This is a genomic window from Aureimonas sp. Leaf427, from assembly GCF_001425485.1.
In the GTDB taxonomy this organism is placed as follows: domain Bacteria; phylum Pseudomonadota; class Alphaproteobacteria; order Rhizobiales; family Rhizobiaceae; genus Plantimonas.
Window position 1 is genome coordinate 43,964 of the sequence record NZ_LMQW01000023.1, and the last position, 12,156, is coordinate 56,119.

Genomic DNA, 12,156 nt, shown 5'->3' on the forward strand with positions numbered 1-12,156 from the left:
GACCAAGATGAAATCTGACGCTGAAACATTGCCGGTTCCCATCGAGCACGCGGCGACCATCGTCGCAGCCTATGTGGGGAACAACCATGTTGCTTCCACGAACCTGCCAGCCCTGATCGAGTCGGTTTTCCAGGCCCTGACGTCCCTGACCTCGGTCGAGCCGAAGGCCGTCGAGCCGCCGCCGCTGGTGCCGGCCGTTCCGGTCAAGAAGTCGGTGACGGACGATTACATCATCTGTCTCGAGGACGGCAAAAGCTTCAAGTCGCTGAAGCGCCATCTGATGACCCATTACGATCTGACGCCCGAAGCCTACCGCGCCAAGTGGAAGCTGCCGGCGGACTATCCGATGGTCGCTCCTAATTATGCCGCCGCACGGTCCGCGCTTGCCAAGACGATGGGCCTTGGCCGCAAGGCGGCCCCGGCCGACGAAACCCCGGTCGCCCAGGACGAAGCGCCCAAGCGCCGCGGTCCCCGCAAGGCGAAGGAACAGGACGCGGTCTGAGAACCGCCGTCTGAGGTTTCGGAAAGGTCTGCGAGGTCTGTAACCCCTCTTGGAGCCCCGGCCGCTGCGAAAGCTGCGGCCGGCTGACGGCGATGGGCGGAGCCGCCATGGTGGCCGGTTGCGATCGTCCGAAGTGGAGGATCGCTCGCCACCGAGATGCTCGGCGGCCCGAGACCGTTCGTATCGGTCGCGGACAAGCTTCGCGTATTGTTTCGGGACGATCGTACTCGTAGGCGAGCATGTAGATATGCTCCGCGCCGCTAAAGATGTTTTGACTGCCGGTTCTGGTGGGTGTTTCGCGGACCGGTGGCACTCGACAAGATCGGCGGTCTCGCCGGTCTATCGTGTCCGTTGAAGCCGGGGTGGCAGCACTCCGGCTTTTTTCATGTCCGCCGAAAGACGACGACGTCGAAAGCCGCGGACTTGCCGCGCTGGGCAGGAAGCCGAGCCGAGGACGGCGAGGCGCATTGCCTTATCGTCGGCCGCCGTCACCACTGAAGCGGACGACGTCGCGTCGGCCGGAGGGGCGGCGATTTGGATCGTCTGCGAAAAGCGGGAGCCGGTCTCGTCGATAATGAAACCGCGGCTCGCCGGAGAGGCCCGCAACGGCGACCCGAGAGCCTGCGCTCCATCGGATCGTTCGGTCTCTGTCCCCGTGCACAGCGGGTCGGCAGATGGGCCAAGTCATGCAGACCGGACCCTTAAAATGAAAAGGCCCCGTGGAAGCGGGGCCAAATCGATCTCGAAGTCGAAAAACTGCAGAAGCCTTAGACGGCGCGCAGGTTGACGGCCTTGGGGCCCTTGCCGCGCGGGTCAGGCTGGGTCTCGAAGGAGACCTTCTGGTTATCCGACAGGGTCGACATGCCAGACTGCTCGACGGAAGAGATGTGGACGAAGACATCCGGGCCGCCGTTGTCGGGCGAGATAAAGCCGAAGCCCTTGTCGGAATTGAAGAATTTCACGGTACCAGTAGGCATGGAGAACCTGTTCGTTTGTGCTGCCGGACACCCCGGAGGGTGTGAGCAACCATTGTCCGCATCGCATTCGAATGCAAGCCGCTCGATGTTTCAGTGACACAAGTTAGAGGCTTTGTCGCCTAATTCTTTGAGTTCGGCCCGAGAAAGATCGCGCTGCCTATGAATGGACCGTTGTGCCTGAAAGAGTTGCGGCGACATTCTACCGCTTCGCTGCCTGTAAACCTGCCGCGGATGCGATCGACTCCGGCGGTTTCAGCGTTGATCTTCGAGGCGCTTGCGAAGATCGCCGGCGAAGGCCCGCAGTGCAGCATCGACATCGGCGAGATGGCGATCCTCCCCCTCGTATCCGACCCGCTCCAAGCCCTCCAAAGACGTCGCCAGAGCCAGGATCTCTTCTTCCGCCTCGACGGGAAAGGTCTCGCGCTGCGTGGCGCGCTCGACGTAGAGCGCCTTCAGAAGAAGATCCTGGGCGTCGGTGCGGGCCTGCAGCTTCATGATGGCGCCGGCCATCATGCGCAGGGGTTTGTCGGTGGAGGACATGGCTTCGATCCTTCGCGGGCCGCGAGGCCGGGAGCGGCTCGGCGGCCTTTTCAACGCGGTCCGGGTGAACCGCCTTCGATGGGACAAAGCCATGCCGAACGGCGCGATCCCTGTCCATGCCGGCCGCCGCCTCCCGTTTCGCCATGTCGTCGGGAATCCGTTGCCTCCTCGGTCGAGGAGCTTAGACTGGATGGCAAGTTCAAGATCAACGGAGACGAATCGATGCGGTCTTTCCGAGCAAGCCGGCTGGCGACCTTCCTTTCGGCGACGGCGATCCTGGCCGTGACGGGGTTGACGGCCCTTCCGGCCTTCGCCGAGACCGTTCTTCGTCGCGGCAATGCCGGCGAGCCGCAGACCTTCGATCAGGCGCATACGAGCATCAACATCGAGACGTTCGTGCTGAAGGACCTCTACGAGGGCCTGACGATCTACGATGCGACCGGCACGATCGTGCCCGGCGCCGCCGAGAGCTGGACGGTCTCCGACGACGGCACCGTCTATACGTTCAAGATCAGGGACGCCGCCAAGTGGTCTGATGGTTCGGACGTGACGGCCGAGGACTTCGTCTTCTCGTATCGCCGCGTGGAGAACCCGGCGGAGGCGGCGAACTATGCCAACATCCTCTATCCGATCAAAAATGCCGAGAAGGTCAACAAGGGGAGCCTTCCTCTCGACCAGCTCGGCATGCGCGCCGTCGATGCCAAGACGCTGGAGATCACCCTGGAGCGGCCGACGCCGTTCTTCCTCGAACTCCTCGCCCATCAGACCGCGCTCCCGATCTCCAAGGCGAGCTTCGAGACGAACGGCGCCGAGTTCATCAAGCCGGGCAAGCTCGTGTCGAACGGCGGCTACATGCTGACCGAGCATGTCGCCAACGACCACCTGACGATGGCGAAGAATCCCAACCACTGGGACGCCGCGAACACGAAGATCGACAAGGTCATCTTCTATCCGCTCGAGGACCAGGCCGCGGCCGTTCGCCGCTACGAGGCCGGCGAGCTCGACGTGAACTACAACTTCTCGGCCGACCAGATCAAACGCCTGCAGGAGCAGTATGGGTCGGAGGTCCACATCTCGCCGGCGCTCGCCACCTATTACTACGTGTTCGACACGCGCACTGCGCCGATGGACGATGTGCGCGTGCGCCGGGCGCTCTCCATGGCGATCGATCGCGACTTCCTCGGCCGCGAGATCTATGCCGGCTCGCAGCAGCCGAGCTACTCCTTCGTGCCGCCGGATCTTCCCGGCTATGGCGAGCCTTCGAAGGCCGATTTCGCCGCGAAGGACCAACTCGACCGCGAGGACGACGCGCTCGCGCTGATGAAGGACGCCGGTTTCGGGGAGGGCGGGAAGCCGCTGTCGATCGAGATCCGCTACAACACCAACCCGAACCACGAGCGGGTCGCCACCGCCGTCGCCGATATGTGGAAGACGGTGTTCGGGGCGAGCGTCAGCCTCGTCAATCTCGACGTCTCCTCCCACTACGCCTACCTGCAGGAGGGCGGCGCCTTCCAGGTGGCGCGCGCAGGCTGGACGGCCGACTACGGCGATGCCGAGAACTTCCTCGCGATGAACACGACGGCGAACAAGAGCTTCAACTACGCCAAGTGGAGCAATGCCGATTTCGACGCGCTGATGGCGAAATCCTACGACGAGCGGGACCCGGCCGCCCGCGCCAAGCTCCTCCACGAGGCCGAGGCGATCCTGATGCAAGAACAGCCGGTCGCGCCGCTTCTGGCGCAGAACGAACTCTGGCTCGTGTCGAAACGCGTGCAGGGATGGCAGGACAATGCCAACAACGCGCATCTGTCGCGCTTTCTCAGCATCGCCGAGTAGAAGCTCCGATCCTCCCGAGGCCCGTCCCTTCTTGGAGCGAGCCGCTTCGGAGCCATGCCCATGTTGCGATTCGTCTTGAAGCGGCTGGCGAGCGCGGTGCCGACGCTCTTCATCGTCGTCACGCTCTCCTTCTTCCTGATGCGCTTTGCGCCGGGCGGGCCCTTCAATCTGGAGCGCCCGCTGCCGCCGCAGACGATGGAGGCCATGATGCGGGCCTACGGGCTCGATCTGCCGCTCTGGCGGCAATACGTCGTCTATCTCGGAAATGTCGTCACGGGCGATTTCGGGCCGAGCTACGTCTATCGCGACAACACGGTCGCCCAGCTGATCGGCGCGGGTCTGCCCTATTCGCTGAAGCTCGGCGGGCTGGCGCTGCTCTTCGCGCTCGTCGGCGGCGTTGCGGCTGGAACGATCGCGGCGCTGCGCCAGAACGGATGGATCGACATTCTCGTCATGTCGATCTCCACGATCGGCGTCACCGTGCCGAACTTCGTCGTCGGGCCGGTCGTGACGCTGGTCTTCGCCGTCTTCCTGGCCCTCCTGCCAGCCGGCGGCTGGGGCGACGGGTCCTGGCGCTTTCTTCTCCTGCCGGTGATCGCGCTCGCGCTGCCGCAGCTCGCCGTCTTCGCCCGGCTGACGCGCGGCTCCATGATCGAGGCGCTGAGAGCCGACCATGTGCGGACGGCGCGAGCCTACGGCCTTCCCAGCCGCACGGTGGTCGGCACGCACGCCATGCGCGCGGCCCTCCTGCCTGTCGTCTCCTATCTCGGCCCCTGCGCGGCCGGCCTGCTCACGGGTTCGGCCGTCATCGAGAGCCTCTTCACCATTCCCGGCATCGGCCGCTACTTCGTCCTCGGAGCGCTGAACCGCGACTATACGCTGGTCATGGGCACGGTCGTTCTCGTCGCCGTCTTCGTGATCCTCTTCAATCTCATCGTCGACATCCTCTACGGGCTGCTCGATCCGAGGGTTCGCTACGAATGACGATCGCCAAGACCGAGCCCGCGTCATGAGTGACCTTGCAGCTCCCGGCTCCGCCGATCCCGGCCCGCTTCCCGGGACCCGTCCGCTGAAGCCGGGCGAGACCCGCGGCCGCAGCCTCCTTCAGCTCGCCATGCTGCGGCTCAAGCGAAACCGCGCCGCCATGGCCGGGCTTGCCGTGCTTCTGCTCGTCACGCTCTTCTCGTTCCTCGGGCCGCTCTTCAGTCCCCATCGCTACGACGAGGTCTTTCCCGCCTATGTCTCGGTGCCGCCCAGCCTGGAGGCGCGGCCGGGCGCCGGCGAACTCCAGGGCGCCGCCGAGTCGGCGGCCTCCCGAGCCCGCGTGACGCTCCGGACGTTCGAGGTGGACGGCCAGAGGTTCACCGCGACGCTTGGCGCCGAGACCCCCATCGATCCGCGCGTTCTGCGCTACTTCGACCGGGGCGGCGCCTTCAGCGGAACGGTGGTTGACGAGACGCGCGACGAGGGGCGCTCGATCGCCATTTCGGGCACGGTCGATCGAACCTACTTTCCCTTCGGCACGGATGCGAACGGGCGCGATCTCCTGGTGCGCATCATGCTGGGCGGGCAGATCTCTCTGGCCGTCGGCGTTCTGGCGAGCCTCGTCTCGCTCGTCGTCGGCGTCGCCTACGGGGCAGTGGCCGGCTATCTCGGCGGGCGGGTCGACGGGGTCATGATGCGCCTTGTCGAGATCCTCTATTCGCTGCCCTTCGTGTTTCTCGTCGTCATGCTGGTCGTCTTCTTCGGCCGCAGCTTCATCCTGATCTTCCTCGTCATCGGCGCGGTCGAGTGGCTGGACATGGCGCGCATCGTGCGCGGGCAGACGTTGGCGCTGAAGCGGCGCGAGTTCGTCGCGGCGGCCGAGGCGATGGGCCTGACCGACCTCCAGATCGTGCGCCGCCACATCATCCCGAACACGATCGGCCCGGTCATCGTCTACGTCACGATCGTGGTGCCGAAGGTCATCCTTCTCGAGAGCTTCCTGTCCTTTCTCGGCCTCGGCGTCCAGGCGCCGCTGACGAGCTGGGGCGCGCTGATCTCGGACGGCGCGGCCCGCATGCAGTCGGCGCCCTGGATGCTGATCGCGCCCGCGATCTTCTTCGTCGTCACGCTCTTCGCGCTGAACTTCGTCGGCGACGGCCTGCGCGATGCGCTCGATCCGAAGGACCGCTGACATGGAGCGCATCGGCGATACGAAGCCCGACGAGACGCCCGGTCCGATCCTCTCCGTGCGCGGGCTGAAGGTCGGGTTCGACACGCCGGACGGGGCGGTCGAGGCGGTGCGCGGCATCGACTTCGACGTCGCCGCCCACGAGACGCTCGCGATCGTCGGCGAGTCCGGCTCCGGCAAGAGCCAGACGGTGATGGCGATGATGGGGCTTCTGGCCGGCAACGGGCAGGCGTCCGGCTCCGCGCGCTACCGCGGCACGGAGCTTCTCGGCCTGCCCGCCAAGGCGCTGAACGAGATCCGGGGCGATCGCATCGCCATGATCTTTCAGGAGCCGATGACCTCGCTCGATCCGCTCTATCGGATCGGCCGCCAGATCGCCGAGCCTCTGCGCCATCACCGCGGCCTCACGGGCAAGGCGGCGCGAGCGCGCGTGCTGGAGCTTCTGACGCTGGTCGGCATACCCGAGCCCGAGCGGCGGATCGATTCCTTCCCGCACGAGCTTTCCGGCGGCCAGCGCCAGCGCGCCATGATCGCCATGGCGCTCGCCAACGAGCCGGACATCCTGATCGCGGACGAGCCGACGACGGCGCTTGACGTCACCGTCCAGGCCCAGATCCTGGAACTGCTCTCGTCGCTTCAGGCACGGTTCGGCATGGCGATCGTGCTGATCACGCACGATCTCGGACTGGTGCGGCACGTCGCCGATCGCGTCGCCGTCATGCGGCGGGGCGAGATCGTGGAGACCGGACCGGTCGCGAGCGTCTTCACCGCGCCCGCCGCCGACTACACGCGCATGCTTCTCGAAGCCGAGCCGAAGGGTCGCAAGAGCGCCCCGCAGATGACGGCCGAGACCGTTTTGGAGGCGAAGCGCGTCACGGTGGATTTCCGTTACGGCGGAGGGTTCTTTGCGGGTGCGGCGAAGACGTTTCGCGCGGTGGACGGCGTCTCGCTTCGGCTGCGCGAAGGGCAGACGATCGGGATCGTCGGCGAATCCGGCTCGGGAAAATCGACGCTCGGACGGGCGCTGCTACGCCTCCAGGAGAGCGGCGGGGAGATTCGCCTCGAAGGGGCCGACGTCACCGGAGCGGACCGGGCGCGGATGCGCCCGCTGCGCCGACGCTTCCAGCTCGTCTTCCAGGACCCCTACGGCTCGCTCTCGCCGCGGCTGACGGTCGGCGGCATCATCACCGAGGGTCTCGCGATCCACGAGCCGCATCTCTCACGAGCCGAACGCGACCGGCGCGCGATCCGGGCTCTCGAAGAGGTCGGTCTCGATCCCGGGAGCCGCAACCGCTATCCGCACGAGTTCTCGGGCGGTCAGCGGCAGCGCGTCGCCATCGCCCGCGCGCTGATCCTGAAGCCCCGCGTCATCGTCCTCGACGAGCCGACCTCCGCCCTCGACCGCTCGGTCCAAGGCCAGGTGATCGATCTCCTGCGCAAGCTGCAGAACGAGCATGGCCTGTCCTACATCTTCATCAGCCACGACCTCTCGGTCATCCGCGCCGTCGCCGATCATGTGCTCGTCATGAAGAACGGCCGCATCGTCGAGGAAGGTCCGACCGACGCCATCTTTGACTCACCCCGCGAGCCCTACACGAAAGCCCTCATCGGCGCCGCCTGGGGCGCAGCGGATGCGGTTTGACGGGCGAGGCGGATAGATGGGAAGGCGATGATGTGGTGAGCGCGTCGGGGCTCGAACCCGAGACCTACAGATTAAAAGTCCGTTGCTCTACCAACTGAGCTACGCGCTCGTTTCGCGGCGGCGAGCGCCTTGCGAAATCGGGCGGACCATAGAAATCGAACCGCGCGGGGTCAATGCTGAATCGGGCGCGGGGCGGTGCGCAATTCGACGCGAGAGGAAGATTGCCGGTTTGCGGCTGTCGGGGCGAGGGAGTAAGCGGACGGCTCGATGATGGGGAAGGGGCGGATTTTGGGTCGGGACCGGGGCGGGCAGGGCGAGGAAGCGGTGCGATGATCGGGGAATTGTCCTATCCGGCGGCGGTCCTGGCGGGTGCGCTCTCCTTTCTGTCCCCTTGCGTCCTGCCGCTCGTGCCGCCCTATCTCTGCTACATGGCCGGCGTTTCCGTCGAGGAGCTTCGCGCGGGCCGCCAAGTGGATGCGGGGCGGGCGGGATCTAGGCGGGTGCTCCTCAGTGCCGCGATCTTCGTTCTCGGCTTTTCCACCGTCTTCGTGCTGCTCGGCGCGGGCGCGAGTTCGGCGGGCCGCCTGTTGCGGCAGAATCTCGACTGGCTCGGCATCGTGGCCGGCCTTGCAATCATCGTGATGGGCCTCAATTTTCTCGGCGTCTTCCGGATCGCGCTTCTGTCGCGCGAGGCGCGGTTCCGGGCGCCGGACCGGCCGCGCAGCCTCGTCGGCGCCTATCTGATGGGTCTCGCCTTCGCCTTCGGATGGACGCCCTGCATCGGGCCGGTGCTCGGCGCGATCCTCGGCCTTGCCGGCACGCGGGACACGGTGGGCGAGGGCGCGACGATGCTGGCCTTCTATTCGGCCGGGCTCGGCATCCCGTTTCTTCTCGCTGCCGGCTTTTCCGGGGCGTTCCTCTCGGCGATGTCGCGGTTTCGCCGGCATTACGGGCGGATCGAGAAGGCGATGGGCGGGCTTCTCGTCGTGACCGGCATCCTGTTCCTGACGGGGGGCATGCAGAGCCTGTCCTTCTGGCTGCTGGAAACCTTTCCGGCGCTTCAGATGATCGGCTGAGCCGCGGGTCCTTCGCTGCGAACCCTTCATTGAATGCTCAGCACTCGGTGGTAAAAGGCACGCTCGATTTCAAGCTGCCACAAGGCCCATCCATGTCCCGATCCTGCCTCTCGATCATTCTCGCGGCCGGTGAAGGCACCCGAATGAAATCGGGCAAGGCGAAGGTTCTGCACGAGGTGGCGGGCCTGTCCATGGTCGGCCATGTCGCGAAGACGGCGGCGGCGGCGGGCTCGACGCGCACGGCGCTCGTCGTCGGTCGCGAGGCGGGCGCGGTCGAGGCAGCCGTCCGCGCGGTCGCGGGCGAGGTCACCGTCCATCTCCAGGTCGAGCGGCTCGGGACGGGCCATGCGGTTCTGGCGGCCCGCGAGGCGATCGCGGAAGGCTTCGACGACCTCATCGTCCTCTTCGGCGACACGCCGCTCGTGCGGGTCGAGACGCTGGCGCGAGCCAGGGCCGCGCTATCGGCGGGGGCAGAGATCTGCGTCGTCGGTTTCCGCACGCCGAATCCTGCGGGCTACGGGCGGCTTCTGGAAGAGGGTGGCGAGCTGATCGCCATTCGCGAGGAGAAGGAGGCGAGCGAGGTGGAGAAGCTCGTCGACTTCTGCAACGGCGGCGTCATGGCGATCCGGGGCGAGCATGCGCTGGAGATGCTGGAGGCGATCGGCAATGCCAACGCCAAGGGCGAATACTATCTGACCGATCTCGTCGAGATCGCGCGCCGCGCCGGACGCAGCGTGCGGGCGATCGAGGCGGATGCGTCCGAGGTGCTCGGCGTCAACACGCGCGTCGAACTCGCGGCCGTCGAAGCCATCTGGCAATCGCGCCGGCGGCGGGAGGCGATGCTCTCCGGCGTGACGCTGCAGGCGCCCGAAACGGTGTTCTTCGCGCATGACACCGAGATCGACAGCGATGTCGTGATCGAGCCGAACGTCGTCTTCGGGCCGAAGGTCCGGGTCGCCGGCGGCACCACGATCCACGCCTTTTGCCACATCGAAGGCGCGACGATCGGTGCGGATGCGGCGATCGGTCCTTTCGCACGGCTGCGGCCGGGAACGGAGATCGCCGAGGAGGGGAAGGTCGGCAATTTCTGCGAGACGAAGAACGCGAGGCTCGGGCCGGGCGCCAAGCTCAATCATCTCAGCTATATCGGCGATGCCGCGATCGGCGCCCACACCAATATCGGCGCCGGCACCATCACCTGCAATTACGACGGCGCCTTGAAGCACCACACCGAGATCGGCGCCAATGCCTTCATCGGTTCGAACACCTCGCTCGTCGCGCCGATCACGGTCGGCGCGGGCGCCTATGTCGGCTCGGGCAGCGTGCTGACCGACGACGTGCCGGCGGATGCGCTGGCGATCGCGCGGGGGCGGCAGGTGGTGAAGGAAGGGCGCGGACGCGAGATCGCGGATCGCAACCGGGCGGCCAAGGCGGCGAAGGCGGCTGCTCGGGGTGGCAACGGCCACTGAGGCCGAAGGCCCGGGCTTTCATTTCATATCCGCCGGCCATCAACCGTGTCTCGCATCCGGGGGCTTCGCCCGCTATGCGAGGCCGTCACGAGTTTCGACCAGGGAACGCTTTCCATGTGCGGCATTATCGGAATCGTCAGCAACGAACCCGTCGCGGGCCGCCTCGTCGACTCGCTGAAGCGGCTGGAATATCGCGGCTACGACTCCGCCGGCATCGCCACGATCGAGGATGGACACCTCGCCCGCCGGCGGGCCGAGGGCAAGCTCGTCAACCTCGAACGGGTGCTTGCCGCCGATCCGCTGCCCGGAACGGTCGGCATCGGGCACACGCGCTGGGCGACGCATGGCGTTCCCAACGAGACCAACGCCCATCCCCATTTCGTTGACGGCGTGGCGGTCGTGCACAACGGCATCATCGAGAATTTCGCGGAGCTGAAGGCCGAGCTGATCGCGGGTGGGGCCGTCTTCGCCAGCCAGACCGACACGGAAGTGGTGGCCCATCTCCTCGCCCGGCATCGTCGCGCCGGCCTCTCCGGCCGCGAGGCCATGCAGGCGATGCTCGGCGAGGTTCGGGGCGCCTATGCGCTAGCCGTGATCTTCGAGGACGAGCCGGCGACCATCCTCGGCGCCCGCAACGGACCGCCGCTCGCGATCGGCCATGGCACCGGCGAGATGTTCCTCGGCTCGGACGCGATCGCGCTTTCGCCCTTCACGGATGCGGTCTCCTATCTGGAGGACGGCGACTGGGTCGTCCTCGCGCATGACGGCGTGGAGATCTTCGATGCGTCGGGGGCCCCGGTCCGGCGCGCTATCAGGCGCTCGGTCGGCAAGGCTTTCTATGTGGACAAGGGCAATCATCGCCACTTCATGCAGAAGGAGATCTACGAACAGCCCGAGGTCATCGGACACACGCTTGGCGCCTTCGTGGACATGACGGTCGGGCGCACGCGCATTCCAAACGGGCAGGTGCTCGATTTCGCCAAGGTCCGCCGTATGTCGATCTCGGCCTGCGGGACGGGCTATCTCGCGGGGCTCACGGGCCGCTACTACTTCGAGCGCTACGCGCGCCTTCCCTGCGACATCGATGTCGCCTCCGAGTTCCGCTATCGCGAGATGCCGCTCGGCGACAGCGATCTGGCGCTCTTCGTCTCCCAGTCGGGCGAGACCGCCGACACGCTGGCCTCGCTGCGCTATGCCAAGGAGCAGGGGCTGCGGACGGCCTCCGTCGTCAACGTGCAGGAATCGACGATCGCGCGGGAAAGCGACGTCGTCCTGCCGACGCTGGCGGGACCGGAGATCGGCGTCGCCTCCACCAAGGCCTTCACCTGCCAGCTGACGGCGCTTGCCGCCTTGTCCGTACGGGCGGGAGTCGATCGCGGCGTGATCTCGCCCGACGAGGAGCTTGCCTTCACGCGCGCGCTGGCGGAGGCGCCGCGCCTCATGAACGAGGCCTTCAAGCTGGAGGCCCGGATCGAGGCGATCGCGCGCGAGCTTTCGACGCACAAGCATGCCCTCTATCTCGGCCGCGGCTTCTCCTATCCGCTCGCGCTCGAGGGCGCGTTGAAGCTGAAGGAAATCAGCTACATCCACGCTGAAGGTTATGCGGCGGGCGAACTGAAGCACGGGCCGATCGCGCTGATCGACGAGACGATGCCGGTCGTCGTGATCGCTCCGCACGATCGCGTCTTCGAAAAGACGGTCTCGAACATGCAGGAGGTTGCCGCACGCGGCGGCCGGATCATCCTCATCACCGACGAGACAGGCGCGAGGGCCGGCGCGATCTCGGCGGCCGAGACGATCGTCCTGCCCGACATGCCGGAGATCCTGACGCCGATCGTCTACGCCGTGCCGCTGCAGATGCTGGCCTATCATACGGCCGTCCACATGGGCACCGATGTCGACCAGCCGCGCAACCTCGCCAAATCCGTCACCGTGGAATAG

General features: G+C 66.4%; 10 protein-coding genes and 1 tRNA gene. 8 read left to right on the forward strand and 3 right to left on the reverse strand.

The window, feature by feature from the left end:
* Nucleotides 1–7: 7 nt before the first annotated feature.
* On the forward strand, nt 8–502 hold the full coding sequence (locus ASG62_RS13555; protein WP_056691189.1) for a MucR family transcriptional regulator: 495 nt from the start codon (nt 8–10) through the stop codon (nt 500–502).
* A 767-nt stretch (nt 503–1,269) separates the two neighbouring features.
* On the opposite strand, the gene ASG62_RS13560 is transcribed toward ASG62_RS13555, so the two are convergent.
* Nucleotides 1,270–1,479, reverse strand: a complete 210-nt coding sequence (locus tag ASG62_RS13560; RefSeq protein WP_056691191.1) for a cold-shock protein — start codon at nt 1,477–1,479, stop codon at nt 1,270–1,272.
* A 252-nt stretch (nt 1,480–1,731) separates the two neighbouring features.
* On the reverse strand, nt 1,732–2,019 hold the full coding sequence (locus ASG62_RS13565; protein ID WP_056691194.1) for a hypothetical protein: 288 nt from the start codon (nt 2,017–2,019) through the stop codon (nt 1,732–1,734).
* Nucleotides 2,020–2,241: 222 nt separating this feature from the next.
* Here ASG62_RS13565 and ASG62_RS13570 point away from each other — a divergent pair, with 222 nt between their 5' ends.
* The 4 genes from ASG62_RS13570 to ASG62_RS13585 are packed head-to-tail and all read left to right on the forward strand — an operon-like array spanning nt 2,242 to nt 7,670.
* A complete protein-coding gene (locus ASG62_RS13570; protein WP_082537023.1) occupies nt 2,242–3,855 on the forward strand; it encodes a peptide ABC transporter substrate-binding protein in 1,614 nt (537 codons plus the stop codon).
* Nucleotides 3,856–3,915: 60 nt separating this feature from the next.
* Nucleotides 3,916–4,839: an oligopeptide ABC transporter permease OppB gene (gene oppB, locus ASG62_RS13575; RefSeq protein ID WP_056691197.1), complete on the forward strand. Its 924-nt coding sequence runs from the start codon at nt 3,916–3,918 to the stop codon at nt 4,837–4,839.
* A 25-nt stretch (nt 4,840–4,864) separates the two neighbouring features.
* Nucleotides 4,865–6,031 (forward strand): ABC transporter permease subunit, encoded by a 1,167-nt coding sequence (locus tag ASG62_RS13580; RefSeq protein ID WP_056691200.1) that lies wholly within the window; start codon nt 4,865–4,867, stop codon nt 6,029–6,031.
* Nucleotide 6,032: 1 nt separating this feature from the next.
* Entirely contained in the window at nt 6,033–7,670 is a 1,638-nt protein-coding gene (locus tag ASG62_RS13585; RefSeq protein WP_056691204.1) for an ABC transporter ATP-binding protein, read from the forward strand.
* Between the two features lie 33 nt (nt 7,671–7,703).
* Here ASG62_RS13585 and ASG62_RS13590 read toward each other — a convergent pair.
* A tRNA-Lys gene (locus ASG62_RS13590) sits at nt 7,704–7,779 on the reverse strand.
* Nucleotides 7,780–8,002: 223 nt separating this feature from the next.
* On the opposite strand from ASG62_RS13590, the gene ASG62_RS13595 reads away from it, so the two are divergent.
* The 3 genes from ASG62_RS13595 (at nt 8,003) to glmS (ending at nt 12,156) form a co-directional block, all read left to right on the forward strand.
* Nucleotides 8,003–8,746, forward strand: a complete 744-nt coding sequence (locus tag ASG62_RS13595) for a cytochrome c biogenesis CcdA family protein (protein WP_056692121.1) — start codon at nt 8,003–8,005, stop codon at nt 8,744–8,746.
* 92 nt (nt 8,747–8,838) lie between these two features.
* The gene (glmU, locus tag ASG62_RS13600) at nt 8,839–10,215 is read left to right on the forward strand and encodes a bifunctional UDP-N-acetylglucosamine diphosphorylase/glucosamine-1-phosphate N-acetyltransferase GlmU (RefSeq protein WP_056691207.1); all 1,377 of its coding nucleotides are present in this window, start codon (nt 8,839–8,841) and stop codon (nt 10,213–10,215) included.
* 114 nt (nt 10,216–10,329) lie between these two features.
* A complete protein-coding gene (gene glmS, locus ASG62_RS13605; RefSeq protein ID WP_056691210.1) occupies nt 10,330–12,156 on the forward strand; it encodes a glutamine--fructose-6-phosphate transaminase (isomerizing) in 1,827 nt (608 codons plus the stop codon).

Bases quoted from the DNA above. Each gene is read 5' to 3' on its own strand.
- ASG62_RS13555 (WP_056691189.1), top strand. From the start codon at position 8: ATGAAATCTGACGCTGAAACATTGCCGGTTCCCATCGAGCACGCGGCG.
- ASG62_RS13560 (WP_056691191.1), bottom strand. From the start codon at position 1,479: ATGCCTACTGGTACCGTGAAATTCTTCAATTCCGACAAGGGCTTCGGC.
- ASG62_RS13565 (WP_056691194.1), bottom strand. From the start codon at position 2,019: ATGTCCTCCACCGACAAACCCCTGCGCATGATGGCCGGCGCCATCATG.
- ASG62_RS13570 (WP_082537023.1), top strand. From the start codon at position 2,242: ATGCGGTCTTTCCGAGCAAGCCGGCTGGCGACCTTCCTTTCGGCGACG.
- oppB (WP_056691197.1), top strand. From the start codon at position 3,916: ATGTTGCGATTCGTCTTGAAGCGGCTGGCGAGCGCGGTGCCGACGCTC.
- ASG62_RS13580 (WP_056691200.1), top strand. From the start codon at position 4,865: ATGAGTGACCTTGCAGCTCCCGGCTCCGCCGATCCCGGCCCGCTTCCC.
- ASG62_RS13585 (WP_056691204.1), top strand. From the start codon at position 6,033: ATGGAGCGCATCGGCGATACGAAGCCCGACGAGACGCCCGGTCCGATC.
- glmU (WP_056691207.1), top strand. From the start codon at position 8,839: ATGTCCCGATCCTGCCTCTCGATCATTCTCGCGGCCGGTGAAGGCACC.
- glmS (WP_056691210.1), top strand. From the start codon at position 10,330: ATGTGCGGCATTATCGGAATCGTCAGCAACGAACCCGTCGCGGGCCGC.